This window comes from Bacillus sp. ES1-5, from assembly GCF_022487605.1.
Lineage (GTDB): Bacteria > Bacillota > Bacilli > Bacillales > Bacillaceae_G > Bacillus_A > Bacillus_A wiedmannii.
Genome location: NZ_JAKVPU010000001.1, coordinates 1,816,464 through 1,842,378 on the forward strand (window position 1 = coordinate 1,816,464; position 25,915 = coordinate 1,842,378).

The following is a 25,915-nucleotide window of genomic DNA, read 5'->3' on the forward strand; positions in this document are numbered from 1 at the left end:
TAACTATTATAGTTACACATTTAAAGTAAGTCAATTCTTTTCTCTACATGTCCTAATAACAAAGAAAGGGACTTCATGTTGAAGTCCCTTTCTTTGTTATTATAGTTGGCTTACTCCGCCGTCCCCTCTATTATCTGCTGGTGCTCCGCCATCGCCTTTATTGAAATTGGCTGGCGCTCCTCCACCGTCCCCAACACTTACATAGTCTGGTCTTGCTGGTGCTCCTCCGTCACCAATATTAACTGCTTGCTGTGTAGTAGTAGAAAAATTAAATCCAAATGAAAGAACCCCTGCAAAAATTAACCCTTTTGCTATTACGCCTACTTTTTTCATTATTTCAACGCCCCTTTTTTTAAATGTTTTTTCTGTGCTTGGTTATTTATATAAAAATATTTACTTGCCTTTACATGGTTTTCTTCTTTATAAAATTGCATAGCTAAAATCTCAGTATATTCTTGAATACAATCCAACAAGCCTTCTTTCTCAAAATATGAAATCCCATTTAAAATAGTGGATTCTAATGATACACTAGACGTCTTTTGATTCATTTCCTTTAAAATTACAAAACGGTGCTGAAATTCTTTATTTTGTATCTTATTACATATATCTAATCCTTCTTCAATTAATTCAGCGGCAGTATCGATTTGTCCAATTTTGTAATATTCACGTGCTAATACAAACATTGCTTTGAAATGTTTTGGATTACTTTTTATTACTTCTACTAAATGGCGAATTGCTAAACTCGAAAGGTTTTGATTTGCATATAACCATGCTAAATTATGACGAACCATTGTAATAAATCTTTTATTATCTATCTTTTGAAATACATCTAATGCCAAATCAAACTTCTCTTCGGCTTGCTCAAATTGTCGTAAGTCAATACAAGCCATTGCAAAAATATTCTCACATAAAGCGATACAAACTTCATAACCAGGATGTTTTTCATATTCATCTTTTGCTAAACGTATTTGATCAATTGCCATCAATGGTTTATAAGTTTGATAAGACAGATATGCAAATCTATAATTAAATTCAGCATGTTCCAACGAAGATGTTATATGTTTAAGTAATTTCCCAGCCGCTTCAAAGTGGTTTTGTGACTCAATGTAATTTGATATATACATTGCATGAATGCCTTTGAATAGGTGATAATAATGTGTTAAAAGTGCGTCATCAGGAATTATAAGAGCATCAATTTCATCAAAACTATTCTTTGTAATACTCAAACTATCAATTAGCACATGATAACGGAATTTTAATAATGCGTGATAAAATGTTGCATACTGATCTTCTTTAATATAAATAACCTTGGACTCTACTTCTTCATTTAGCGCTTTTGCTTTAACCACATCTTGTTTTAACATTGAATGATACCAATCATCCAATAAGTGTTTCATTTGCTCCCTTGTTACTACATCTACTCCCATACACTCGCATCCCCTTTTCTCCAAACTTACAAAATTAGGATATTTATACAATTATCCAAATTGTATATTACCACCTCTTTTCTATGTATTGAAAAATAATTGTCAGAAAATTTATAATTTAAATGAATTATACCAAATATTTCTATTTAAAAAACTTGAGAAACATTTTTCAGAAAATTTTATAGCCCAAATAAAAAAGCAAGCAGTTCCAGCGTTCCGCTAAAACTACTTGCTCTCCTACCTACTATCTCTACTTTTACTCTTTAATAAATTCCTTCGTACTTCTCACTGTATCAATTGGGCGAACTAATTTTTCGATTTCTTCACGTTTTGGCTCTAGGAATGGAGGTAAAGATAATTTTTCACCAAGTGTTTCGTATGGCTCATCTCCCATAAATCCTGGGCCGTCTGTTGCAAATTCAAATAAGATTTGTGGTGCAACTCTTGCGTATAATGACTCGAAGAAGTGACGATTTACATAACCAGATGACGGAAGTTGGGCGCTACCGATTCTCTCAATCCACTCTTCTAATACAGCGCGATCTTCTACGCGGAATGCTGCATGGTGCACTGTACCAAAACCTTGTTGTGCTTCAGGAAGAACCGTATTATGTTCTACAATAACTGATGCACCGTTTCCACCTTCGTTCACTTCAAATAAATAGAATTCTCCTTCTTGCGCAATCTCTTTAAATAATAGAACTTTTTCTAACACTTCTTTAAAGAAACTAAAGTTTGCGATACGGATAAATACAGGTCCTAAACCAGTGATTGCATATTCTAATGGAACTGGACCGTTTTGCCACGGTGTACCTGATTCCACACCTTTATCAAGCTCATCTGAAATTAATTGATAGTGTTGATCATCGAAATCAACGAAAGATAGAGTTTTCTTACCAAATTGTTCTATAATGCCTGTATGCTCTACTTCAAGACGATCAAAACGTTTCACCCAGTATGCTAATGCTGCATCAGTTGGCACTCGGAATGAAGTTTTTGAAATTTCATTTGTACCGTGTACTCCTTTTGGAACACCTGGGAAGTCAAAGAATGTCATATCTGTTCCTGCACTACCTTTATCATCTGCAAAGAATAAATGGTACGTTTGAATATCATCTTGGTTTACTGTTTTTTTAACTAAACGCATTCCTAAAACGTGAGTGAAAAACTCATAGTTCTTTTCTGCACTACTTGTAATTGCTGTAACGTGGTGAATTCCTTTTAATTGGTTCATTTTATATTCCTCCAATGGTTTTTAAATTTATATTTTCTCTTCTATTATTTCTCTTCAATAGGTGCTAATTTCGCTTCAATTTCTGCTCGCTGATCTTCTAAGAACGGCGGTAAATCAAGTTTTTCTCCTAAATGTTCTACATCGCCATCAACTGTAAATCCTGGTCCATCTGTCGCAATTTCAAATAGGATTCCGTTTGATTCACGGAAATATAAGCTTTTAAAATAGAAACGGTCGATGATTCCTGAAGACTGGAAGCCTCTTTGTATCACCTGTTCTTCCCAATAAGCAAGCTCTGCATCATTTTTCACACGAATTGCTAAATGGTGAATGCTACCGCGGCCTGGCTTTTCAGAAGGACCATCTAAATATTTCACAACGATTTCTCCAAAAGCCTCTCCTTTAATGGACTGAAAAATTGCTTCCTCTTCATTTCGGCTAATCTCTGTATAACCAAATATGTCCGTTAGTGTACTCGCCAGTTTATCAAGTCTGCGCACCGTCATTTCTACAGAACCCATTCCTTGAATTTGATGCTTTGCAGGAACTTCTGATTTCTCCCAAGTTTCCCAGTGCTCCATTTTTTCTCCGTTTGAAACGAGTAGCACTAAGCGAAGACCTTCAGCATCCTCAAATTGTAAAGCAGGACGATTTGCATATGTTGTCATTTCACTATGTTTCACATCAAATTTCTCAAATCGTTCTTTCCAGTAATGTAAGCTTTCCTCTGACGGAACGAGTAATCCGATTCGCGTAATTGCATTCGTACCACGGTACGTTTTTCCTACTAAAGGCATTTCAAAAAATGATAGTTCCGTACCCGGACTTCCTGTTCTATCTCCGTAAAATAAGTGATACATGGACGGATCATCTTGGTTTACCGTCATTTTCACACGGCGTAAACCAAGCACGTTTTTATAAAAATGGTTATTCTCACTTCCGTTTTTTGTAACCATTGAAATGTGATGATGCCCTTTAATTTCATACATTAGTAATTCCTCCGTTTCATTTTACTAGTCAAGTGATACTTAAAAAATAATATGCTTCTTAGCTTTTCAATTTATGCTCATTATGTTTTTGTAAATTCATCTTAGTTTTTACTGAATAAGTTACTTTGTTTTGTAAATCGAAAGCAAGTGAGTAAGTGTATGTTTTTCATATGACTCAATCGCTTTCGTTACTATCACTTTACAACTCAAGTGATTAAAAAGCAAGTGATTTATCTCAAATTCGAGATATTTTTTTATTGCATAACATTTTGGACTGGAGAATGGTTTGGTAAATATTAAAAACATTAGTGGAGGAAAGAAACTTCAATATTATCGAAAACTGTAATGTCGAGAATAGCAGGATAACTTTTTCCTTCTTCAATTTTATATGAACAAACAGTGGAGAATCCCGTAAACACTACACCGTTAATATTTATTGTAACTTCCTCTTCGATTAACTTATTGACTTTTTCTACATACGCCATATATTTCATGTTTCTTCCTCCCTTTCCTAATTGAAATTATGAGATAAAAAATGTAAACATATAAAATAAAACTTGTCTAACAGAAAATGAAGCCAATTTATATGTGAAATAAAGTTAGTAAAATAAAAGAGCATCCCCAAACGGAAATGCCCTTTTATTTCAGGTTTAAATTACACCCATTTCTTTTAACATATCAATTAAACTAGTATAGAAGTATTCACATGCTTCTGTCTCAGAATTAAATATCTTAATATTACTCTTTATTACTCGCTTACTATAATATTTTACATTCTTTTCGAAGATATTTAATGAATTCACACTTGGTAAATTTACATCTCCTCGAACCATTTTACCTTGTTGTCTTTAGATTTCCGTATTCTCATCAAACTTCTTTACCAGTTAAATTATCAACAAATCTTATTTTTCCATTTTCAGAAACTAATTGTAAATCACTACCTATTGGTAGTTCGTATATTCCCAGAATGGCCGGTTCAATATTTGCTACAGTATTAAAATCACATACTACTAAATTATCAGGATTATTAATGTAATCATCATCATCAATTTCTGAAAAAAATCTCCAACCATTATCTACCGCATCTATTGATTGCTCTCTCAATATCCATTTCAATTTTCCTGTTTCATTTATTATATTTTTTGAAACAATACAGGCCCCAGCTTTTTCAATAAATTCAATAGGCTCTTTTTGATTCATATTTTTCCATCCTTTCAATTAAACTTGATCTATACGGGAATTTTCTAGCGTATTCAATAGCTGAAAATCCTGCACTATCTTTAGAAGTTAAATCTAAGTTTGGTTGAGAAAACCACAAATTATATAACTGTTCTAATTCTTCATCTGATTTGTTCAATCGAATTATATAAATTAGTGCAACTTGACCCTTTCCATCTTTTTCATTAATATTAACACCTTTTTCTATGAGTCTTTCACATAATCTATAAGTTTTTTCAATATCATTTTTTCGTTGCCCTAATAAAACATGCAATACGGTTTCATCTTCCCTATTTTTACATAATACATCAATATTTTTATCTAATAAAAAATTACTGATTTCATAGCGTGAAGATAAGTCAGTATTTGACAACGAAAAGAATATCAAACTTTTTCCATCAAATACATTTTTTTCATCACCATCTTTGTATACTTTCATAAATTCACTTGTATTTTTTAATTTTGCAATTAAATCAATTTTTATTGTCAACACCCCTTTTAATTATTCTAATTTATGGCTTCTATTAGTACTAGGTAATTCAGGACGATAGTTATCTGGATTATTGAACCAATCCCTGAACTCTTTTGGTGTTAACTCACCGTTTAAATATCTCTTATGCATATCAGAATATTTGTGTTCTGGAAGGTGCCCCATGTCCCAAACATTTTTTCTAGGTTGACCAGGTTTCCACTCGATTATTTTTTCTGGATAGAGTGGATCTCGCACCAATCCATCTGGCCCTTTTGCATTCTCAAAAGTTACTTCTGGTACTTTCTTTCTAAAGGATGGTCTATTTTTAGGTTCTAAATAAGGTCTATTATCTATAACTTCAGTAATATCCCCTTCACCTTTAATAGTAACAGATCCATCTTTTGCAATGACCTTTTTGGCAACATCTTTATCCGTACCCTTAACTACATTGGCTCCTCCAGCAGGTACTTTTTTAGCTGTATTTACAGCCTCAGTAGCCTTAGCAGTCATTTTAACTCCTTTTCCTACTTTAGCTATCTTTCCAAAGGGTGTAAGGCCGGCTACAGCTATGACACCTGCCCCAGCACGTTCCCACCCCGAAAGTTTTTCGCCAGTAGATGGATCAATACCATCCCAAACACGACGAACATCATACTCACCACTTATTTCCCCAGCTATATCCCTGGCTAATTTTCCACCATCAAATCCTTTTCCCTCCGAAGAAGGTTTACCACACATTGCCCCTTCTTCCATTGTAACATCTTGATTATCTGTGTTACGGAATTTTTCGGCAATTCGTTTCAAATCTTCTTCTACTTGTATAATTGAATTGATAGATGTAAAAGCTTTTGGTCTCGCATCATTGAACATTTGAACGAATTGTTGATTAGAGGCACCAATCCATTGGGAACACAAATGATCAATTTCATTACATAAATTATTATGTATAGATTCTAATGCGATTCTGGTATTACTTGCACGATTAGCAACTTCTTCTAGCATTTCAGGTGTCACTTTGATTTGAACCATTTCTTTCCTCCCTTTCCCCAATTAAAATTATGAGATAAAAAGAAAAAAATGTAAATACAGAAACTTTAGATTAATATAATAATGTGTATATAAAATAAAAGAGCACCCCCAAACGGAAATGCCCTTTTATTTCAGTATTAAATTACACCCATTCCTTTTAACATCTCAATTAAACTAGTATAGAAGTATTCACATGCTTCTGTCTCAGAATTAAATGTCTTAAGGTTACTCTTTGTTCCTCGCTCACTATAATATACTTTCCATACTCCATTCTGTTCATTAAAACAATACGATTCGTTTGGTAATCCACCCTTTAAACTATATAAATCCTTTGGCACCTCTTCTTGTAATAATTTCTGTTCTAACTCATTTTTTCGCATGTTTAGAACCTACCCTTTTCAATGCTTCTTCTTCAATTATTTCATTTTAACTATTTCATTTTTAATAAAGAAAACAGCCTCACTAAGCTTTTAACACTTAATGAGGCCATTTGATTCACATTATTAATTATGGAACGTCGGTTTATAGAACGAACGATTATCAAGTGCAAATACACGCTCTGTGTATTCACCTGGTTTTGTGCGTCCTAATGCGCGGTCCATCATGTTCATTTTTGCATCTAAGTTATCGATGTAGTGCAGAATTTCTGCTTCTTTTACTAATGGTGGTTTTGGGCTACCCCATTCTGCTTTTCCGTGGTGAGAAAGAACGATGTGTTGAAGAATTAATACTTCTTCTGCATCGATTTGTAGCTCGTCTGCTGCTTTACCAATTTCGTTCACCATAATAGAAATGTGGCCTAGTAAATTTCCTTCTAACGTGTACGTTGTAGAAATTGGGCCAGATAATTCGATTACTTTACCAAGGTCATGTAAAATAACGCCTGCATATAGTAAGTCTTTATCTAATGATGGGTATAGAGCCGCAATAGCTTTCGCTAAATCAAGCATCGATACAACGTGATAAGCTAGTCCAGATACGAACTCGTGATGATTTTTCGTCGCTGCTGGATATTCTAAAAATTCATTTTGATGCTTATTTAACAAATGTCTTGTTAGACGCTGAATGTTCGGGTTTCTCATTTCAAATATGTATTGCGTAATTTTTTCAACCATATCTTCTTTTTTCACTGGTGCTTTTTCTACGAAGTCTGAGATGTCCGTTACTTCATTTTCATTCGCAACACGGATTTGTTTCACACGTAATTGAATACGTCCTTTGTAGTTTAAAATATCACCAGCTACTTTAACGATTGTTTCTGCTACATATTGTTTCTCAACTTCTGGCGATACGTCCCATAGCTTCGCTTCAATATCTCCACTTGGATCTTGTAAAATTACTGTTAAAAATGGTTTTCCATTGCTTGCTAAACCTTTTGTCGCTGTTTTAATTAACAAGAAAACATCGACTTGTTCACCAACTTCATATTCTGCAATTTTCTTTTTCATTCGAATTCCTCCACCATATCAATTACTTTTAGTATAGCACACTACAACTCATTTTCTTTACGCTTATGCGTTAATTTTATAATCTGTTTTTCTGTAAAATACATTAATAAATGCGCATGGCATGTAAAGAAGATGACTTGTCTATCTTTCGCAATTTCCTTTATTAGTTCAATCGTACGATTCGTCCTTATCGCATCAAAATGCACGAAACTATCATCAATAATAAATGGGTAATCATGCTCAAACGTTTTTGCTAACGTAAATCGTAACGATAAATATAACTGCTCTGCTGTCGCTTGACTTAGTTCATGACTGTAAAAACGAATACCATCATTACGTTCCACAATGAACGGTTCCGCCTCTGACGGTGAAAAGATTTTACTATATCGTCCGCCTGTTAAATAGACGAAATACTCTTCTGATTTTTGTAAAATACGAGGAAGATGTACTTCATGATAATATTGCTTCGTTTTCGTTAATACTGTCTTCGCGGCCGCATAAGCAGCCCACTTCTTCACTTGTTCACGCACTTGCGCTTTTTTCATTTCCCATTCGTGCAGTAAATCACCGTACGTACTACCTTCTTCTAAATTCGCGATTTCCATACGATGTTTCGCAATACGCTCTGTCAGTTCTTTCTCTTTCGTAAGACAATTTTGCGCAGCTGTCAGTTCTTGCTTTAATTTTTCATCATAACCGTCAGCCTCATAATGTTCAGCTAATGATAAACTCGTTAAACGCTGTTCTAACAGATCAATTTGCGGTAATAAACGCCCTACTTGCTTCTCAGCATCTTCACGTTTTTCTGCCAGCTTACCTGCTTCTAAAAACATCTCTTCATCTGTAGAATGTGCGATATGCCATAAACTATCTCGTTCTACTAACAGTTGTTTCAATTGCTCTTGCATGAACTCATATTCTTCTTGCCATTCCGCAAGCTTCTCTTTTAACTGCTTACAAGTTTGACGTTTTTCTTTCTCATTTTGCATACGACTTTGCGCCTCGTGCAGTTTACTATACTCCGCACTACCGATAACAGTTTCTAGTTTATGTTCAAATTGCGAAATCATTTCATATAATGAAGATTTCCGCTCACTTTGTTTCTCAAACTCGCGATATAATTGCTGCATTTTTTCCATACGCTCAAACGCCGGCAATATGTGTGCATACGTATAAAATTCAGGGAACATAAAGCGCACTTTATACACATTTACTTGTTCGCTAATGCGGAACGTTTCTCTCTCCCATTCCTCATACGATGAAACGACTTTATCATACGCTCGCTCCATTTGCTGTAACTTATATGACTCACGCTCAAATAATTTACGTATCTCTTCATCTTTTTCTAATTGATAGCGCACAGACATCGCTTCTTCACTTTGTCTCCCGCCAGCACTTTGCTGAAGAGTAAGAAGCTCTTCTTGTAATCCACTTGACGGATCTTTATATAAAACGAGGGCAAGAACGATCCCTACAAAAATAATGACACTAATAAATAAGAGTAAGCGGTTATCTATAAATAAACTCGTGAATAAAACAAGCGTGTTAATAATAAGTAACAGAAGACAAACTCTTTGCCACTGCTTTTTCTTTTGCACTGCCGCTCCTGCTTTTTCCTCATACTTACGCTTCATTCTCTCTGCACCCATACCGATAAACGCTGCATCTTGGAATGACTTCTCTTTCTCCGCTAACGCATTTCGCTCTTCATCCGCTAACATTTGTTGCTTAATCTGTCTTATGTTTTCTTCTTGTTCTTCTAATTGCTCCTGCGCTACTTTAAAACGATCATCAAGCTGTGCTTTTTGCGTTTCTAATTCACGCGCCTTTTGCACTGTTTGCGTAATTAACTCTTTCGTTGCCAAACTCATATCAAACGAAAGAACTGTTTCTTTTTCAAAAGTAGCACCGATTTGTTGCTCTAGTTCTGTCAGTTCTTCTTTTATATTCGTAATCATTCCTGTCATATCACGCATTTCTTGGCGTGCATTTTCGTAAGACATATGCTGCATACGAAGTTCTTCTACATAACTTTCTTTTTGTAAAAACGCTTCATCTATTTGAATCGATTCAATTTCCGATTGCACATTCTCTATTTTTTTATGGAGCGAATCAACTTGTAATTGGAGCGGCTCCATCTTCGCCTTAATCGCTTCATAACGTGCCATCCCGTTTACAGGAAATTGCCCGCTCTCGTTTTGTAACACTTTCTCATGCGCACGCTTTTCAATAACGAGAGGCTCAAGCGCTGCTAATATTTCATAATCTTGCTTTCGCTTTTCTGCATTCTCTTTTTCCACGCGAACAAAAGCTAGCTTCTCTTCACTTTCTTTTAACTGCTCCACTTGCTTTTCATACGTACCAATTTTCCCTTGCCACTCTTTCATCTTCTCTTCAAGCTTCTTCATCTCTTGCAGTGACACGTTAATTTCTGGTTTACGACCGCTCGGCTTAAAGCGCTGATCCATTTCTTTTTCTAGCTTTTTATCTAGCTGCAACAACGCATCGCTTCCGACTGCGCTTGCCGAAAATAAATAATTTCCGATATCCGCTTCGCCGAGCTGATGAATATTTTGAAGGCCGTGCATATCAAATGAAAAGACTGATTCAAATAAACTTTCATTCATCCCGCTTAATATATCGTGTAAAATTTCCTCGTTGCCCGTTTTCCCGTCTTCAAAATAAACGGTCACCTCACCAGCTGCCGTCTTTGGCAACCGTTCAATTTTCAAACGGCCGTACTTCTCTGTTTCCACAGTCATCGCACCGCCATACTTGCCGCCTTCTTTCGGCTCATAACGGCGCTGTCCTCTCGTCGGAAAACCGAATAAAATACTTTTCATAAACGAGCGAATTGTCGATTTCCCCGCTTCATTTTCACCGTATAACACTGTCAACATTGACAGATCCATTTCCACATTTTCTAATTTTCCGTACCCATAAATATGGAGTTTTTCAATTCTCATTTCTTATCCCTCTCTTGCTGGAATAATTGCTCTAAAATAATATTTTCCGCTTCCTTTTGAATCTCTTTCTTCTCTTCTTCAGTAAAAGATTCAATACTATTACGCGCTACAGGAGATGTCCAAATCGTGCGCAACACGTCGTCCATATTGGTGAAAGCTTCTAACTCTTTTAGCACACTACCGACGAAATGATTTTCCTCTTTCAAACGCTCGATTTCCGCAAACGAAACCGTCTCATTTTTCCACTTCATCGCATATACGAAATCTTTTCGCTCTTCGCCAGCTGCTAAAATATGAAAAATCTCTTCCACGCGCTTGTCATCACGTAAATAAGGAGAAAGTGGGCCCTGCCCTGTAAATACGACAGTAAGTAGCGTCCCTTCCTCTTCTCTTCGGCACTCATTCATCGTACTTGATATCACAGTCATAAGTTCGTCAACTGTTTCCAGTCCATCAATATTCACTTCTATCTCATCCCACACAACATCTGCCGTATGGAAAAATGAACATTGCGTTCCTTGTTTCGTAAGTTCAATCAGGTACGCACCTTTCTCGCCCATTTCCTTACGATGACGCCCTTGTATGTTCCCAGGATAAATAATATATGGCTCTTCTGATAAAATTTCACGTTTATGTATATGGCCAAGAGCCCAATAATCAAACTGCTTTTCTTTCAGCTCACGAATTTGAAACGGTGCGTAGCGATTATGCTCTGCATCCCCTTCCACACTTCCGTGAAGCATACCAATATGAAAAGGCGCATCACTCATTTTCGTATACTGCGCTGTCATATTATCCGTTACCGCTTGCTGCAAATAACTAAACCCGTAAATAGAAGCTAATAACTCACCATTTTTATAAAATGATTTCTCTTCTACATAAGGCTCCGTAAACACATGAACATTTCCCGGAAACTCAATTGCTGCCCAGCTTCCCCCTAAATGATCGTGGTTACCGTGAATAATAAAAACAGGGATATCGTACTGCGACAGTCTCTTCATTTGCTCGCGCACAAACACTTGCGCTCTCAAACTTCTCGTCTCCGCATCATACAAATCCCCGGCTAGTAATACGAAATCAACGCGCTCTTGAATCGCTTTATCAATAATACGTTCGAACGATTCAAACGTACTCTGCTTCATTCTCTCCCAAACAGACTGCGCAACATTCATTTCCATCCCTTTAAACGGACTATCCAAATGCAAATCAGCCGCATGTATAAACTTCACTTGTTTCACAAATAACGATCCTTTCTATCTTTCAAAAGTTTCATTTTATCAAAATTAAAATTGCTGAAAACTAATAATCATCAGGAATGAATAACTCCCCGATGATTAAAGTTTCACCTTATTGTAACACGCAATGTCATATATTTCTTTGCATATTCTAGTGATTTATGCCAAAATAGTTATAAGATTCTGATTTTTATTATTGGAGGGAATTTCCATGGGAGTATACGTTCTAACAGTCTTTGAAAAAGATGGTTCAAAAGCATTAGACGAATCATTCGAGGCGGCAACTGAAAAAGAAGCGAAAGCAAAAGGTGAATCTATTTTACAAGAAAAAGGATTGCACGAAAAAACACATCGCTGCACATCTTCTGCAGGTAAGCTCGTTTTATTCCAGCGCTAAAAAAAGAAGCGTCATCCGCTTCTTTTTACTCTACTATATCTTCGTCACACCACGTAAACACCACATCTAGAATGCGATTACCGATACGTACGCGCTTATTCCATTTTCCTGTTTGGATCTGATGTTGCAATTCTGCTTTCATCTTTTCCGTCCAGTCGTGAATCGTTTCACTACCGGCGTACGGATATACGCTCGGAAACTCTTCCTGCAGTAGATGCAAGCTCTCTGCATCAAAATGAAAATGGAAGAAGTAATTTGCTGTAAGCGATGGTTCTTGTAATCGTAAAAAATGATCATCAACTTGCTTTCTATTCCTATAGAAAGTAAAGATATTCACTTTACCGCTCGTAATTTGGTCAATTTGAATTTCGTGCTTCTCTATAATCACGTCTTGCCCACCTCGTTATATACTATCCTTAGTATATATGTCTTTTGCAACAAAGTTAACCATTTTCGCGCGAAATTCATTTCCTTCATTATATTACCTGTACCTCCATATGCAATCAGAACAAATAAAAACAAAGTTGAAGGGGAGCGATCACATGTATTTCGGAAGCAAAGGTTGGTATGTAAAAGAACTTAAAAAATTAGGTATTCGTACTTACGAAGGTAAAAAACTAGAATCATATCGTACGCATGTGTTATCTAGTTTACTTGAGAGAATGAAGAAAGCTTCGGCTTAATAGATGTAGGAAGCGACTACGGTTGCTTCCTTTTTATTTAGCTGAAAAAAGAAATAATCCTATCTTATTTACCATTATACTCTCTTGATAAAAACCACCCATTATCAACTGAATCTCTATTATCAAATCCCCTTCCAGATAATCTTTCGTATATATTTTAAATTCTCCATGCTTATTAACCCGTCCGCTTCCAACATACATATCAGCACTTGTTATGACAATTGTTGAATGAGGTTCTGCACAGCCCAATATAAAATCATCACTATATTCCACAGAACCTATAGTTATTTTTTGATGAATATTATTATCTGAATCTATACATTTATTTTTAAACAAATTAACATTGCTTTCTTCCGCCCTCAAAAGCGCTCGATTCCTGCTAGTCTTTTCTGAAGCGAAAGCAACAGTCCCCAGCCAACTAAACCTATCAAATATAGTAATAGGTAGAAACATCTATGTTAACTCCCCCATTCTTTCAATAATTCCTTCTCATTTTTTATCAACTACAGTCTTTTAATGAACTGACAGCAATACGTTTTATGTTGGGATAAAAGAAAACAGCTTTGATTTCCCATTCAATTTCGCACTGTTAATTTGTACAGAACACATAGAATACTGGTTTTCACCCCAGATGTAATGACAACACTACACAAAAGAAACCAAGGTCCATTAAATGTAAATCCATCTTCAAATATATTAATAATAATTATGTTGCCAATTATTAAGAGAACCCATGAAATGGAAAACTGTTTTCCATTTGTAATATATAAAATTTCATCCTCATAACAGACTGTAATTCCCCCACCTTGCCAAACACCAATAGCGAAAGAAAAAAGCGTAACTGCCAGTAACTCTGCTTGTAAATCCCTAGTCATTGGTTGCGGCGCCATATAAGTAATAATCCCTATCATCATGAGAAAAGTTATAATATCTATCCAGTTTAATTTTCTTTGTTTGCTTTTCAGCCAAATAAAGAAAATTAATACAGAAATTAAAAGCAAAGTTTCCATTTACTTATTCTTCTTCCTTTCCTACATTAGAAACGCCTGTAATTGTAATACAATTACAATGTTCTTAAATCTCTCATACTTTCTGAAGCATAACACGAGAAAGAAATAAAAAAATCGTACAAAAGGGCAAGCCTATAATGTACGATTGGGCATATATAATGTTTTAAAAATGAATTAACTTCCTTTCAATAGATACAGCTACTGCTTCTGACCGTGAATTAACACCTAATTTATTGTATATATTTGTTAAATACGCTTTTACCGTTCGCTCAGCTATCCCCATATCGAATGCAATTTCTTTATTCTTATATCCGCGCGCAATGGCTTTTAACACAAACAATTCTTTTTCTGTTAAATTGTTTCCTTCAACCTTATCAGTATGTATTTCTTTCCTTTTATAGTTCACTATCTTTTCCATAACATTTGATTGTAGTAAAATCTCACCTCGAATAGCCGCTTCTAACGTTCGAAACAAATTCTCACGATCCGTATCTTTTAGCAAATATCCTTTTGCTCCTAACTCAATTCCCTTTAACATTAATTCATCTTCATTATAAGTAGTTAATATGATAATCGGGGTATGGTTTTGTTTTTTATTCAAAGCCTCAATTGTTTCTAAACCACTCATTTTAGGCATATTCAAATCCATTAAAATGACATCAGGTTCCTTTTTCTCTATGAAAGAAAGAGCTTCTTCTCCATTTGCAGCCTCACCTATAATTTGAAATGAATCACTCGTTTCTATTATTAATTTCAGACCTTCTCTTACAACGAAATGATCATCTACAATTAATACATTATGCTTCATGGCTATCTCCTTCTTTATTTATAGGCACTTGAATATACACTTTCGTACCTTTCATCTTTTCACTCAATATATGTATTTCTCCCTTAATCAATCGAACACGCTCATTTAGACCAATTAAACCATAATGTCCAGGATTCTTACCGATATATCTAGTGTCAAAACCAATTCCATTATCTTCAACTTCAATAGTAAGTTGTTCAAGATCACTGATATATTCAACTTTTAAATGTACATCTGTGGCCTGTGAATGTTTTGCGATATTCGTTAAACATTCACTAATTACATATAAACAGTGCTCTTTTACTAAGTTTGAAATATGTGGGGGACTTTGAATAGTAAATCTCACTTGTATAGATGTAGCCTCAGAAAAGCGTTGAATCTCTTCCTCTACTGCTTCATTAAATGAATTAGTAGTATGACGCAAATCATCAATAACCAACCTTGCATCATGTAAAGTTTGTCTCGCTCTTATCATAGTTTGTTTCATGATCTCTTGAGAGCGTCCTGTATTCCCTTTCTGCATATGGGCATCTATTGCTTCCAATTGCATAATTAAACTTGCTAGACCTTGCGCTAACGTATCATGTAAATCTCTTGCCATACGCTGCCTTTCATTAGCTAATGTCAATTCTTCCACTCTCATATATGCAGACTCTAACTCTTGAATATAGCTCTGTATACGATTACGTGCATCAAATTGCTGCTTATTAATATAAGAAAAAGGAATAATAATTGCTAACACTAAAAGAAACATAGAGATAAGAATAGCTAATTTATTCACACCATAATTAATACTAATTGCAGCACAGAATATTGCATACATAAGAGTAAAAACTGCCATTACTTTAAATATATTGTTATAAACATATAAACTTTGGGCGATTAAAATAGGAGTTAATCCAACAAAAATCGCTATCGAAGCATTTGTCGCAATAAACGCAGCCAAAAACACAATGAAAAGTTGTACAAAAAAGAAGTACAACAATTGCCTATTTTTTAATGAACTCGCATACCAATGAAAAATAGTATGAATAACAATGACTATTGTAAAGAAAAAACTATCCATAGAGAAAATATTATTACGAAATTCTAAAAGTATTGAAGCTATATATACGAGTGTAATCCATAAAATAATAAACCTTCTTGGAATAAATACCACTTCCAATACATTTGCATCCAAATCTATATTTAAACTTATTTTTTTCATATCTGACCTCCACCATTACATTATACAAGATGCAACTTACATTTTGATAAAGTGAAGGCTTTTACATACAGCCCGACTCCCACAAATAGCGGGATAAGTCACTTATTCCTCTTCATCCTCATTACCAAATACAAATATGAATTATTGCATATCGAAATTCATTGATGTTTATGTAAGATTATTATTCAGCAATCCATACAATGCTACATAATTAATGTATATTTTAAAAGTTTGCACAATCAAAATCTCCTCAAAGTATAAACGACGACTTTCTGTTCCCTTTTATTTAGTGCTAATGAAATAATCATTTAAACTGAAAATGCTATAATAAACCCAATCAAACTAAGGGGGAACATTTATCTTGCACGGAAAACACATTCAATTTCATGAGTTTGGGAACCCAAAAGATGTATTACAAGTTAAATATAAAAATATAGAACCATTAAAAGATAATGAAGTTTTCGTTCGTATGTTAGTTAGGCCGATTAATCCATCTGACTTAATTCCAATAACCGGAGCGTACGCTCATAGAATCCCTTTACCTAACATACCTGGTTATGAAGGTGTTGGTATTGTAGAAGATGTTGGCGCGGGCGTTACTAGAGACCTTATCGGTAAACGTGTTTTACCGTTACGAGGCGAAGGTACTTGGCAAGAGTATGTGAAGACATCAGCTGATTTTGTAGTCCCTATTCCTGATTCCATCGATAATTTCACAGCGGCACAAATGTATATTAATCCCCTTACGGCGTGGGTTACTTGTACAGAAACATTAAACTTACAGAGTAATGACATTTTATTAGTAAATGCTTGTGGATCCGCTATTGGTCATCTTTTTGCGCAGTTATCACAAATTTTAAACTTCCGATTAATTGCTATTACAAGAAATAATAAGCATACAGAAGAATTACTGCGCCTTGGTACTGCATATGTAATTGATACTTCCACTGCCCCTCTTTATGAAACTGTTATGGAATTAACAAACGGGCTCGGTGCGGATGCTGCGATTGATTCTATCGGAGGACCGGATGGAAATGCATTAGCTTTCTCCTTACGTCCAAACGGGCACTTTTTAACAATCGGTCTTCTATCAGGCATACAAGTGAACTGGGCAGAGATTGTCACGAAAGCAAAAGTGCACGCGAACATATTTCATTTACGACATTGGAATAAAGAAGTGTCACCATATAAATGGCAAGAAACGTTTCGTCACTTAATTCGCTTAGTGGAAAATAAGCAATTACGTTTTATGAAAGTACATTCAACATATGATTTAGCGGATGTGAAAACAGCGGTTGATGTCGTGCAGTCTGCTGAGAAAACGAAAGGAAAAGTGTTTTTGACGAGTTATTAAATGCAAAAGAAGAAGTCTTTTTGATTGACCTTTTAAATAGACTAAATAATACGTTTAGAAACATATAATTGTAAGTATCTGGTATAATTCTATTAAAAGGTAAAAGGAGATTTTCACATGTGGCTAATCACGGCAATCGCGCCTGTTGTAATAGTTGGTGGAATTGTAGTATTTGTAATTAAAAGATTAGAACATAAATACAATAATGGAAAATTAGGTAAGAAAAAACCTCAAAAAGCTCAACTGTTATTAGATAGTTTAATACCTATGGGAATGCTTGTTGGCTGTATGATTGGTTTGGTTTTCGGTATGTTTTTTCCGGATTTCTCACTGCTTTCCATTAGTTTAGGATCTGGAATAGGCTATTTATTTGGTTTTTTTGCCTATGAAATTTATTGCAAGACAGGAAACAACTTCTCATAATCCAAAAAGAATAAGCGGGACAGTACATAGTCGTCATATAAAATATGTACTGTCCTTTATTTTTGCATAAACGTTATCACCTTACCTTCCACATCCTATACACCTTTTTTATTGATTTTCCTCTCCTCCCTCTTTCGTATATCCACTTTTTTATTTTCATTGGATCTATACCCATAGTAAAGTAGAGCACATGTAATAACTGAACCTACAATATATCCTAAAAAACATCCTAACCAAAACATAATGTGACTGCCTCCATTCATTATAAATTTTATGTAATACAACTCTTTACATGCTCAATCATTTATTTCTATAAACTATACACCCTCTAAAGTTATTCATACCATTATTTCTCCCCTTACCTCAAATAACAATTTTATTATTTATCATAAAGTTAACACTCTCGTTAAACATATATAAAGATTGTTTTATTTCTTACTTTTCTCCTTGAAAACAATATATACTACATTTGAAATAAGCGGGTACGTCTGCTTATTATCTAAATTCCCGTGCAATACCCCCTCACGAAATGCTAGGAGCAATCCTAGCATTTTTTACAATAACGTTTTGCCCATTTTAAACATATGTACAATATAACTTTTCAGCTTATCATTTTAGCGAGTTAGTACATTCGCCATCATCTTATTTTTTGTACTTATAATACGCCATCCACTCTTCTTCATTTTAACTGTAGTCATGAAACAAAAAAATCCCCTCAAAGCATAAACTTCAAGGGGGAGCCTGTTTTTTATTTACTTATATACGTACAGCTGTACCACTTACAGCAACCATTAACATTCCATCACGAACAACTTCGTAATCTACGTCAATACCAACGATAGCGTTCGCACCTTTTTGTTTTGCAAGTTCTTTCATTTCATCCATTGCGATATCACGAGCTTCTTTTAGCTTGCTTTCATAAGAACCAGCACGACCACCGACAACATCACGAACGGAAGCGAATAAGTCGCGGACAATATTTGCACCCATAATAGCTTCACCATTTACAATATCGATATACTCAATAATTTCTTTACCTTGAATTCCAGACGTTGTTGTTACAATCATGACTGACACTCTCCTAATAAGTTGTAGTTTTAATTAGCTTTCTTATGTCTTTATTATGACATGGAAAAAGTAACTAATCTATTGAATTACCTTACAGGAATGTGACAGTTTTGTAAGAATAAAACGCGCATTATGTTTAATTTTAATAAAGAGCTTTAACATTCGGATACATAAACGATTCTCTATTTTCTTTCCAATCCTTTTCTACTTCTTTAAAAGTTGGTCGCCCTAACTCTTCCTTGTTTTTCTGTTTACGGAACCATTTCTTCACATACTGATCTCCATTTTCATTTTGAACCGTACAAAGGAAGCTATTACTACTATCCTTTACTATTTTTACAATCACGAAAAGACACCCCTTCCCTTTTAAATAACAGAATAGAACTTGATCTTTTACTATAAGCCCTTCCTCTCTTATAGTCATACGACTCCTCGGCCGCGCCAAATTTGTAAGATCAAAAAACGATATTCACTTTGTTTACATTTTGCATAATTGATATGTGAAGTAAATATTATTTAAAGAAATCAGAGTTATAAGCATTATGTTTATCAAATATTTTATAGATTTCTAACTTATCATCTAATTTTGCATCTACTAAAATTAATATATTTCCATCGTAAATGTATTCTTCATATTTCTTAGCATGTTCTTCGGGAATTCCTAATCCGATAAATGCTCCTATTAAACTTCCAGCTCCTCCGCCAATACCGGCTCCTCCAATAGCTGCCGCGATAGGTCCCGCTGCTACGATTGGACCCATTCCAGAAACGGCAAGTATACCAAGACCTGTTAATAAACCACCGAGTCCGCCTGCCACTCCTCCTGCCACAAGCCCTGTCGCTGAAAAGATATCCGCTTTATGTGCAGTTTCATGATTCACTTTTTCACCCGATTTTTCTTCCAGATGTTCAATTTCCTTTTGATCCTTTGCAATAGCTGAAATATTATCCGCCGAGTATCCTTTATCATTTAATTCATTAATAACACATGCCGCATCATCAATTGTTCTAAAAACACCTACTATTTTTCTATCTACATTCATAACTATTAACCTCCTAAAGTTTTATATAATGTATCTTTATCTTTCTTCATTTCGGTATACACTAATCTTCTTATTAACATAACCATTTACGAAAAAAGCGAATAATAAAAGGATTACAAGCGAACTACTTAACAAGTAAATTAAATCAAATGTAATATCAATCATCATTTCATTCATGTATACCAGACTCCTTTTTATTTAAAGTAAAAGTATATTTTTATAGGCTAGAACTCTTATAATTCATCTTCAGTCAATCTCTTTGTACTATATGTATACCCTTCGTAACCCTTTCTAAACCTAAAATACTATAATTATATTTTTTCTTATTTATATGTTTAACATTTTTTAAAACGGGTATGTTTATATTGTTATGCTTACTATATGGAAAGGAACATTGCAATGAACGCCATTCACTCTACTACTATTTCTTATAATGAAACACCTACAATAACGCAGATTCATCATTTTTACGCTTTAATGACAACATTTCAAACGAACTTGTTTATAAGTAAACACGGAACACTTACTTCTATTAAAAGCTTAAGCACATTAATATCCTTTTTCCTTACTGTAAAAAAGAGAGAGCTTGTATTATTTATTTTTGAAGGAATAGATGCAAAAAGAGCTTTAAGAACACTCTTTCCTTCTTAGAATTTTTGTTATCCTCTATTCCCTCGTTTACTACCTTTCATATATATTTTTATTTCAAAATGATTTCCTCTATTAAAAAAAGAACCCCCTAATACAATAGGGGGATTTCTAGTTTGGCCTTATGAAAACTGATATAATATATATTACGTTTTTCATTCTTTACAATAGGAAACTTTTAATACTCTTGAAGGTAGGAATTTTTAATGAACTCGAAAGCAAAATTTAGTATTCGCTACAAAATTATGGCTGGTTATTTAGTTATCATTTTGTTCTTACTTATTTCTTTCATTATGCTAAACAATGAGATTTCCAGTTTACAAAAATCTCGTAATTTTATTATTGATCACGATTTTAAAGTTCTTAATTTAACGAATCAAGTGGAGAAAGAATTGCTAACAATTGAAAATAAAGCGAAAGGATTTATCATTTCTAATAACCCAAATTACGTCCAATCCCTTAACGCTGCAGAAAAGGATTACGAAAAACATTATCAAGATCTTTTTGCTCTATTAGAGGATAACCCCTCTCAGCAAGAAAAATTAAAACAGATTAATGAAAACATCAATAGTTGGATTAATAAAGAGATTCACCCATTCATTACAAATCACAATAGTAATAACGTACAAGCAATCGATACGACTCAAATTCAGTCATTACAATCGCAGATAACTAACTTCCGTGGTGTAGAGGAGCAACTAACGAAAAAAAGAGCTGCACAATTAGATACTGAAAATAATAAATTAGAGATTTGGTTATACAGTTTATTGTTCTTACTTTCTTGTATTTCCATTATCATTTCACTCTATATTTCGAATTCCATTACAAAAACGATTAAAAACGTAATTCAAGTTATTAAATCCATTTCTTCGAAAGAAAAAATTACGGAAAGAATTCATGTAAACACGCGGGATGAAATAAAAGATCTTGCTCATACAACGAACCATCTACTAGACGAAATATCTAAAAGAGAGTGGTTACAAACCGAGCTTGCAGAATTAATTTTAATGTATCAAGGTGTACCTTCTATTGAGATGTTAGGTAACAAAATTCTTAGTGGAATTATACAAAAAACGCAAACTTCTTGCGGTGCATTCTATGTACGTGAAGAAATTGAAGACACTGTCTACTATGTGAAGAAAGCTTCTTTCGCCGATCAAGGTTCTGATGTTGGAAAACAATCCATTAAAATGGGTGAAGGTTTAATTGGGCAATGTGCTTTAGAAAAACAAAGCTTTATTCTTCGAGAAATACCAGAAGAATTTCGTTATGTCACTAGCGGCTTATTAGAAATACGCCCTCAAAACCTACTGGTCGTCCCTATCTTATTTGAAGATGAAGTGATTGCAGTAATGGAGTTAGTAAGTGTAACTGAGATTTCAGACTTACATCAAGATTTAATTCAACAAACTGTTGATAACCTAGGTTTAACGATCCATAGTATTATCGGACGTATGCGAATTCAAACTCTTTTACATGAATCACAAGCAATGACAGAAGAGTTGCAAGTTCAATCAGAAGAATTGCAAACGCAAGCTGAAGAACTACAAATGCAAGCCGAAGAATTAAGAACAACGAATGAACAACTAGAGTCTAGAACGGAAGAGGCCGAGCAAAAGACAGCTGACTTACAAATTACTAAATCAGAATTAGAAGAAAAAGCAAGTGAGTTATTACGTAGCTCAAAATACAAATCAGAATTTCTAGCAAATATGTCACATGAATTACGCACACCGTTAAATAGTATTTTACTATTATCTGAAATGTTAAGAGAAAATCATGATAATCATTTATCCGATGATGAAATTGAATTAGCAACCGTTATTCATTCATCAGGAAAAGATTTACTTACTTTAATTAATGACATACTAGATTTATCTAAAGTAGAAGCCGGAAAACTAGATGTGATTTTTGAAGCAACGAACATAAGTGATATGGCAGCAAATATGCATCAAAACTTTTTACATATAGCTGCACAAAAAAATGTTGAATTTATGATTGAAGACAGTGATACGATTCCTGATCTATTTTATACAGATGCAAAACGGATTGAGCAAATTATTAAAAACTTATTATCCAATGCATTTAAATTCACAGAAAAAGGATCCGTTTCTTTACATTTCAATTCGATAGAAACAACCAACTTGAGTAATGAAATGCAGTCTATAAGTAAAGATTGGATTACAGTTTCGGTAAAAGATACTGGTATTGGTATCGCTACAGAACAGCACCAACTCATTTTCGAAGCCTTTCAACAGGCCGATGGCGCAACGATTCGAAAATATGGTGGTACAGGCTTAGGGTTATCTATTTGTAAAGAGTTTGCTAGATTATTAGGTGGTTGGATTACGTTAGAGAGTAATGTAGGAGAAGGCAGTACTTTCACCGTATATATCCCTAACCTTCCAAATGGGTTAACTGATATACAAGTATCCAATTTAGAAGTCGCAGCAACGATAGAAGATGTTATTCCTCCTGAAGTTGTTGAGGAAACTATCGTGACATCAGAAACAAATAACGTCTTCCAAGAGAAAACTATTTTAATTGTCGATGATGACCATCGAAATATATTTGCATTACAAAATGCATTAGAAAAACAACATGCCAACATTATTACTGCACAAAACGGCATAGAGTGTTTAGAAATACTAAAAAACAATACAACTATTGACCTTATTTTAATGGATATTATGATGCCGAATATGGACGGTTATGAAACGATGGAACATATCCGAATGAACTTAGGGTTACATGAAATACCTATTATCGCATTAACTGCTAAAGCAATGCCAAATGATAAAGAAAAATGTTTATCTGCTGGCGCTTCAGATTATATAAGTAAACCATTAAATTTACATCAACTCTATTCGGTAATGAGTGTATGGTTAATAAAATAAGTGAGGTTTAGTTTAAGTGGAAAATAAGTATTATAATTTTGATCCATCTGTAGATATGGATAAGCGCACAAACTTAGAAATTGAATTACTATTGGAAGCGATATTTAAACTATCTGGCTTCGATTTCCGCCAATATGCTCGCACATCTATTTATAGAAGAATTTGTAATCGAATGCAGCTCTCTAATATCCCAACCATTTCAAAGTTAATTGAAAAAGTAATTCATGAGGAAGGGTTTTTAGAACAGTTATTAAATGATTTTTCCATTAACGTAACTGAAATGTTCCGTAACCCTAACTTTTTTAAAGCGCTAAGAGAGCATGTGATTCCTGAATTAAAAAAGTATCCTGAAATTAGAATTTGGCATGCTGGATGTGCAACCGGTGAAGAAGTATTATCAATGTCCATCTTACTTCACGAAGAAGGATTAAGTGAAAAAGCTGTTATTTACGCAACAGATATGAATACAAATGTGTTAGAAAAAGCAAAACAAGGTATCCTTCCGTTAAATAAAATGCAAACTTATACGAAAAACTATTTACAAGCTGGCGGTACACAAGCATTTTCTAACTATTATTCAGCAGATAGTCGTTTTGCTTATTTTAATCCATCCCTGTTACAAAACATTATTTTTGCGCAGCATAATTTAGTAACTGATCAATCTTTTAACGAATTTCATATTATACTTTGCCGTAACGTTTTAATTTACTTTACAAGTAAACTTCAAAACCAAGTACAGCAACTATTTTATGAAAGTTTAGGCCACAATGGATTCCTATGTTTAGGGAATAAAGAAACTCTTCGTTTTTCACATATAATGCCGCATTATATCCAGTTTAATCCTAACGAACAAATCTATCAAAAAATACAATAAAAAGCGTATGAAATCCTCTGTTTGGATTTCATACGCTTTTTATTTCGCATTCGTTTGTATCATAATTAGACACATATCATCTGATTGTGTTTTCTTCTGTTCTTCCTTATAAAACCCTTCTATCTCTTCTTCTAAATCACCCCATCTTCTTTCTGTAAAAGCACGTAATTTCTCTTCAGACTCAAATTCATCATTTGCAATTGTTTCAAGCACACCATCTGTAAACAATACTATTTGAGCGTTCTTCTCAAAAGGTATAACAGTCTTTTCAACTTTTATTTCATCAAAAAATCCTACCGCACAACTCCCACGATTTAGTTCCACTACACTCGCTTCATCAACTAAAACGTACCCAGAAGGATGTCCTGCATTTACATATTCAATTGTTCTCTTTTCTGTATCAACTACTAAGTATATCGCTGTAAAATAATATGGAATATTGTCATTCTCATTATGTAAAAGAGTCATATATTTATTTAAGTCTTTAATGACAAGTTCTGGATCGATTAAACATTTAATCGATTCACGTAATACAGACGAGATAAACATACAAACTAATGAAGCAGATATACCATGTCCCATCACATCTAATAATATAATACCGTAGCGGTTTTCATCGATTTTATACCAATAATACATATCTCCAGCTAGTTTGAATGAAGGTAAGTAACTTGCTTCAATTTTTATATGATCTTCTCTTAATGGGCTACTTAATAAGTTTCTTTGTACTTGTGTAGCTAAATCTAATTCATTACGAAGGTTTTCTTCTTGTTCTTTATGCCAATTTAATTCCGATTTCAAGCGTAATGCTACACGCATACGCGCTAACAATTCAACTTTATTTATAGGTTTCGTAATATAATCCATTGCGCCTATATCAAGCGCTTCAGCTAATTTATTCGCATCTTCTAAAGCTGTTACAAAAATAATAGGAATATCTTTACACTTCTCCTCATTTTGTAATCGCCTACAAACTTCAAGTCCGTCAATTTCAGGCATCATAATATCTAATAGTATTAAATCAATTTCATTATGCCTGGAAGAATCTTTTCCAAAATGGATGTATTCGAAAAGCTCTTGTGCAGAATTAAGCGATACAAGATCCTGATATCCGGCTTGTTTTAAAATTTTTTCAATTACAAAAATGTTAACCGGATTATCATCGACAATTAAAATGGACACAAGTTATTTCCCCTTTTCTTATTTAAAATGTAAATCTATTATCATTTTCTATTTTTCTAGTATTGCATACTCAGTTACAAAATGAAAATTTCCTACTCAAACATATTTATACAGCAAAAGAACAAACCCCCTAGAAATGAGGGTTTGTTCTTTCACTCTATAAAGTGAAACTTTAATCAGTGGGGGTTTTCTTCATCCCCAACTGATTATTAGTTGAACCAATCGGACTTTTATGGGCAGTTGATCCCCCACCTAAATTCTTTGCTTTCGCTGCATTTTGAGGTGGGGGTCTTACTGCCCATT

Annotated in this window: 29 protein-coding genes; 7 read left to right on the forward strand and 22 right to left on the reverse strand. The window is 34.2% G+C overall.

Annotated elements, in window-relative coordinates; all coding sequences use genetic code 11:
• Window positions 1-99: 99 nt before the first annotated feature.
• The 12 genes from MKO96_RS09320 to MKO96_RS09375 form a co-directional block, all read right to left on the reverse strand.
• Window positions 100-333: a Phr family secreted Rap phosphatase inhibitor gene (locus tag MKO96_RS09320; protein ID WP_240587323.1), complete on the reverse strand. Its 234-nt coding sequence runs from the start codon at window positions 331-333 to the stop codon at window positions 100-102.
• Window positions 333-1,427, reverse strand: a complete 1,095-nt coding sequence (locus MKO96_RS09325) for a response regulator aspartate phosphatase (protein ID WP_240587324.1) — start codon at window positions 1,425-1,427, stop codon at window positions 333-335. Before MKO96_RS09325 ends, MKO96_RS09320 begins: the two co-directional genes overlap by 1 nt.
• 256 nt (window positions 1,428-1,683) lie before the next feature.
• Window positions 1,684-2,661, reverse strand: a complete 978-nt coding sequence (locus MKO96_RS09330) for a ring-cleaving dioxygenase (protein WP_240587325.1) — start codon at window positions 2,659-2,661, stop codon at window positions 1,684-1,686.
• A 44-nt stretch (window positions 2,662-2,705) separates the two neighbouring features.
• Entirely contained in the window at window positions 2,706-3,650 is a 945-nt protein-coding gene (locus tag MKO96_RS09335; protein ID WP_240587326.1) for a ring-cleaving dioxygenase, read from the reverse strand.
• Window positions 3,651-3,955: 305 nt separating this feature from the next.
• Entirely contained in the window at window positions 3,956-4,144 is a 189-nt protein-coding gene (locus MKO96_RS09340; RefSeq protein ID WP_240587327.1) for a hypothetical protein, read from the reverse strand.
• Between the two features lie 373 nt (window positions 4,145-4,517).
• On the reverse strand, window positions 4,518-4,850 hold the full coding sequence (locus tag MKO96_RS09345) for a DUF2185 domain-containing protein (RefSeq protein WP_001072112.1): 333 nt from the start codon (window positions 4,848-4,850) through the stop codon (window positions 4,518-4,520).
• Window positions 4,828-5,361, reverse strand: a complete 534-nt coding sequence (locus MKO96_RS09350; protein WP_240587328.1) for an ankyrin repeat domain-containing protein — start codon at window positions 5,359-5,361, stop codon at window positions 4,828-4,830. Before MKO96_RS09350 ends, MKO96_RS09345 begins: the two co-directional genes overlap by 23 nt.
• Before the next feature lie 9 nt (window positions 5,362-5,370).
• Entirely contained in the window at window positions 5,371-6,369 is a 999-nt protein-coding gene (locus MKO96_RS09355) for a WXG100 family type VII secretion target (protein ID WP_240587329.1), read from the reverse strand.
• 137 nt (window positions 6,370-6,506) lie between these two features.
• A complete protein-coding gene (locus tag MKO96_RS09360; protein ID WP_215590863.1) occupies window positions 6,507-6,749 on the reverse strand; it encodes a hypothetical protein in 243 nt (80 codons plus the stop codon).
• A gap of 123 nt (window positions 6,750-6,872) precedes the next feature.
• Entirely contained in the window at window positions 6,873-7,817 is a 945-nt protein-coding gene (yhaM, locus tag MKO96_RS09365) for a 3'-5' exoribonuclease YhaM (RefSeq protein WP_000726645.1), read from the reverse strand.
• Between the two features lie 41 nt (window positions 7,818-7,858).
• Window positions 7,859-10,783, reverse strand: a complete 2,925-nt coding sequence (locus tag MKO96_RS09370; protein ID WP_240587330.1) for an ATP-binding protein — start codon at window positions 10,781-10,783, stop codon at window positions 7,859-7,861.
• The gene (locus tag MKO96_RS09375) at window positions 10,780-12,021 is read right to left on the reverse strand and encodes a metallophosphoesterase family protein (protein ID WP_240587331.1); all 1,242 of its coding nucleotides are present in this window, start codon (window positions 12,019-12,021) and stop codon (window positions 10,780-10,782) included. Before MKO96_RS09375 ends, MKO96_RS09370 begins: the two co-directional genes overlap by 4 nt.
• Window positions 12,022-12,229: 208 nt before the next feature.
• On the opposite strand from MKO96_RS09375, the gene MKO96_RS09380 reads away from it, so the two are divergent.
• Window positions 12,230-12,415: a YhzD family protein gene (locus MKO96_RS09380; protein ID WP_000539550.1), complete on the forward strand. Its 186-nt coding sequence runs from the start codon at window positions 12,230-12,232 to the stop codon at window positions 12,413-12,415.
• 25 nt (window positions 12,416-12,440) lie between these two features.
• Here MKO96_RS09380 and MKO96_RS09385 read toward each other — a convergent pair whose 3' ends face one another.
• A complete protein-coding gene (locus tag MKO96_RS09385) occupies window positions 12,441-12,803 on the reverse strand; it encodes a hypothetical protein (protein ID WP_000582796.1) in 363 nt (120 codons plus the stop codon).
• Between the two features lie 154 nt (window positions 12,804-12,957).
• Between MKO96_RS09385 and MKO96_RS09390 the strand changes: the two genes are divergently transcribed.
• On the forward strand, window positions 12,958-13,098 hold the full coding sequence (locus MKO96_RS09390; protein ID WP_000273536.1) for a YflJ family protein: 141 nt from the start codon (window positions 12,958-12,960) through the stop codon (window positions 13,096-13,098).
• A gap of 33 nt (window positions 13,099-13,131) precedes the next feature.
• Here the strand turns inward: MKO96_RS09390 and MKO96_RS09395 are convergent, their stop codons facing one another.
• From MKO96_RS09395 to MKO96_RS09410, 4 genes are all read right to left on the reverse strand, one after another.
• Complete coding sequence (locus MKO96_RS09395) at window positions 13,132-13,551, reverse strand: hypothetical protein (protein WP_240587332.1); 420 nt, start codon at window positions 13,549-13,551, stop codon at window positions 13,132-13,134.
• 122 nt (window positions 13,552-13,673) lie between these two features.
• The gene (locus tag MKO96_RS09400) at window positions 13,674-14,108 is read right to left on the reverse strand and encodes a hypothetical protein (RefSeq protein ID WP_240587333.1); all 435 of its coding nucleotides are present in this window, start codon (window positions 14,106-14,108) and stop codon (window positions 13,674-13,676) included.
• 163 nt (window positions 14,109-14,271) lie between these two features.
• Window positions 14,272-14,916, reverse strand: coding sequence for a response regulator (locus MKO96_RS09405; RefSeq protein ID WP_087979684.1), 645 nt, complete (start codon window positions 14,914-14,916; stop codon window positions 14,272-14,274).
• Complete coding sequence (locus tag MKO96_RS09410) at window positions 14,906-16,123, reverse strand: sensor histidine kinase (RefSeq protein WP_240587334.1); 1,218 nt, start codon at window positions 16,121-16,123, stop codon at window positions 14,906-14,908. The genes MKO96_RS09405 and MKO96_RS09410 overlap by 11 nt, the downstream gene beginning before the upstream one ends.
• Window positions 16,124-16,481: 358 nt before the next feature.
• Between MKO96_RS09410 and MKO96_RS09415 the strand changes: the two genes are divergently transcribed.
• Window positions 16,482-17,477 carry a zinc-dependent alcohol dehydrogenase family protein gene (locus MKO96_RS09415; protein ID WP_240587393.1) on the forward strand — a complete coding sequence of 332 codons (996 nt, stop codon included), beginning with the start codon at window positions 16,482-16,484 and terminating at the stop codon, window positions 17,475-17,477.
• 117 nt (window positions 17,478-17,594) lie between these two features.
• Window positions 17,595-17,900 (forward strand): hypothetical protein, encoded by a 306-nt coding sequence (locus MKO96_RS09420; RefSeq protein ID WP_240587335.1) that lies wholly within the window; start codon window positions 17,595-17,597, stop codon window positions 17,898-17,900.
• Window positions 17,901-18,656: 756 nt separating this feature from the next.
• Here MKO96_RS09420 and MKO96_RS09425 read toward each other — a convergent pair.
• The 4 genes from MKO96_RS09425 to MKO96_RS09440 form a co-directional block, all read right to left on the reverse strand.
• Window positions 18,657-18,968, reverse strand: a complete 312-nt coding sequence (locus MKO96_RS09425) for a YbjQ family protein (RefSeq protein WP_000637510.1) — start codon at window positions 18,966-18,968, stop codon at window positions 18,657-18,659.
• Between the two features lie 142 nt (window positions 18,969-19,110).
• The gene (locus MKO96_RS09430; protein WP_240587336.1) at window positions 19,111-19,314 is read right to left on the reverse strand and encodes a DUF4028 family protein; all 204 of its coding nucleotides are present in this window, start codon (window positions 19,312-19,314) and stop codon (window positions 19,111-19,113) included.
• Between the two features lie 166 nt (window positions 19,315-19,480).
• Complete coding sequence (locus tag MKO96_RS09435) at window positions 19,481-20,011, reverse strand: general stress protein (protein ID WP_001100080.1); 531 nt, start codon at window positions 20,009-20,011, stop codon at window positions 19,481-19,483.
• A 36-nt stretch (window positions 20,012-20,047) separates the two neighbouring features.
• On the reverse strand, window positions 20,048-20,188 hold the full coding sequence (locus MKO96_RS09440) for a hypothetical protein (protein WP_001004564.1): 141 nt from the start codon (window positions 20,186-20,188) through the stop codon (window positions 20,048-20,050).
• Window positions 20,189-20,410: 222 nt separating this feature from the next.
• Between MKO96_RS09440 and MKO96_RS09445 the strand changes: the two genes are divergently transcribed.
• The 3 genes from MKO96_RS09445 (at window position 20,411) to MKO96_RS09455 (ending at window position 24,430) form a co-directional block, all read left to right on the forward strand.
• Entirely contained in the window at window positions 20,411-20,662 is a 252-nt protein-coding gene (locus MKO96_RS09445) for a hypothetical protein (RefSeq protein WP_240587337.1), read from the forward strand.
• A gap of 203 nt (window positions 20,663-20,865) precedes the next feature.
• Window positions 20,866-23,556, forward strand: a complete 2,691-nt coding sequence (locus MKO96_RS09450; RefSeq protein ID WP_240587338.1) for a response regulator — start codon at window positions 20,866-20,868, stop codon at window positions 23,554-23,556.
• A gap of 16 nt (window positions 23,557-23,572) precedes the next feature.
• Window positions 23,573-24,430, forward strand: coding sequence for a CheR family methyltransferase (locus MKO96_RS09455; protein WP_240587339.1), 858 nt, complete (start codon window positions 23,573-23,575; stop codon window positions 24,428-24,430).
• A gap of 39 nt (window positions 24,431-24,469) precedes the next feature.
• Here the strand turns inward: MKO96_RS09455 and MKO96_RS09460 are convergent, their stop codons facing one another.
• Window positions 24,470-25,612, reverse strand: coding sequence for a SpoIIE family protein phosphatase (locus MKO96_RS09460; RefSeq protein ID WP_240587340.1), 1,143 nt, complete (start codon window positions 25,610-25,612; stop codon window positions 24,470-24,472).
• Window positions 25,613-25,915: the final 303 nt, after the last annotated feature.

What these genes read in the sequence shown, in the direction of transcription:
- MKO96_RS09435 (WP_001100080.1), bottom strand. Translation starts at nt 20,011, where the DNA reads ATGAATGTAGATAGAAAAATAGTAGGTGTTTTTAGAACAATTGATGAT.
- MKO96_RS09330 (WP_240587325.1), bottom strand. Translation starts at nt 2,661, where the DNA reads ATGAACCAATTAAAAGGAATTCACCACGTTACAGCAATTACAAGTAGT.
- MKO96_RS09395 (WP_240587332.1), bottom strand. Translation starts at nt 13,551, where the DNA reads ATGTTTCTACCTATTACTATATTTGATAGGTTTAGTTGGCTGGGGACT.
- MKO96_RS09360 (WP_215590863.1), bottom strand. Translation starts at nt 6,749, where the DNA reads ATGCGAAAAAATGAGTTAGAACAGAAATTATTACAAGAAGAGGTGCCA.
- MKO96_RS09380 (WP_000539550.1), top strand. Translation starts at nt 12,230, where the DNA reads ATGGGAGTATACGTTCTAACAGTCTTTGAAAAAGATGGTTCAAAAGCA.
- MKO96_RS09335 (WP_240587326.1), bottom strand. Translation starts at nt 3,650, where the DNA reads ATGTATGAAATTAAAGGGCATCATCACATTTCAATGGTTACAAAAAAC.
- MKO96_RS09440 (WP_001004564.1), bottom strand. Translation starts at nt 20,188, where the DNA reads ATGAATGAAATGATGATTGATATTACATTTGATTTAATTTACTTGTTA.
- MKO96_RS09345 (WP_001072112.1), bottom strand. Translation starts at nt 4,850, where the DNA reads ATGAATCAAAAAGAGCCTATTGAATTTATTGAAAAAGCTGGGGCCTGT.
- MKO96_RS09450 (WP_240587338.1), top strand. Translation starts at nt 20,866, where the DNA reads ATGAACTCGAAAGCAAAATTTAGTATTCGCTACAAAATTATGGCTGGT.
- MKO96_RS09370 (WP_240587330.1), bottom strand. Translation starts at nt 10,783, where the DNA reads ATGAGAATTGAAAAACTCCATATTTATGGGTACGGAAAATTAGAAAAT.
- MKO96_RS09400 (WP_240587333.1), bottom strand. Translation starts at nt 14,108, where the DNA reads ATGGAAACTTTGCTTTTAATTTCTGTATTAATTTTCTTTATTTGGCTG.
- yhaM (WP_000726645.1), bottom strand. Translation starts at nt 7,817, where the DNA reads ATGAAAAAGAAAATTGCAGAATATGAAGTTGGTGAACAAGTCGATGTT.
- MKO96_RS09425 (WP_000637510.1), bottom strand. Translation starts at nt 18,968, where the DNA reads ATGATTGTAACAACAACGTCTGGAATTCAAGGTAAAGAAATTATTGAG.
- MKO96_RS09420 (WP_240587335.1), top strand. Translation starts at nt 17,595, where the DNA reads ATGTGGCTAATCACGGCAATCGCGCCTGTTGTAATAGTTGGTGGAATT.
- MKO96_RS09325 (WP_240587324.1), bottom strand. Translation starts at nt 1,427, where the DNA reads ATGGGAGTAGATGTAGTAACAAGGGAGCAAATGAAACACTTATTGGAT.
- MKO96_RS09355 (WP_240587329.1), bottom strand. Translation starts at nt 6,369, where the DNA reads ATGGTTCAAATCAAAGTGACACCTGAAATGCTAGAAGAAGTTGCTAAT.
- MKO96_RS09390 (WP_000273536.1), top strand. Translation starts at nt 12,958, where the DNA reads ATGTATTTCGGAAGCAAAGGTTGGTATGTAAAAGAACTTAAAAAATTA.
- MKO96_RS09410 (WP_240587334.1), bottom strand. Translation starts at nt 16,123, where the DNA reads ATGAAAAAAATAAGTTTAAATATAGATTTGGATGCAAATGTATTGGAA.
- MKO96_RS09320 (WP_240587323.1), bottom strand. Translation starts at nt 333, where the DNA reads ATGAAAAAAGTAGGCGTAATAGCAAAAGGGTTAATTTTTGCAGGGGTT.
- MKO96_RS09405 (WP_087979684.1), bottom strand. Translation starts at nt 14,916, where the DNA reads ATGAAGCATAATGTATTAATTGTAGATGATCATTTCGTTGTAAGAGAA.
- MKO96_RS09340 (WP_240587327.1), bottom strand. Translation starts at nt 4,144, where the DNA reads ATGAAATATATGGCGTATGTAGAAAAAGTCAATAAGTTAATCGAAGAG.
- MKO96_RS09445 (WP_240587337.1), top strand. Translation starts at nt 20,411, where the DNA reads ATGAACGCCATTCACTCTACTACTATTTCTTATAATGAAACACCTACA.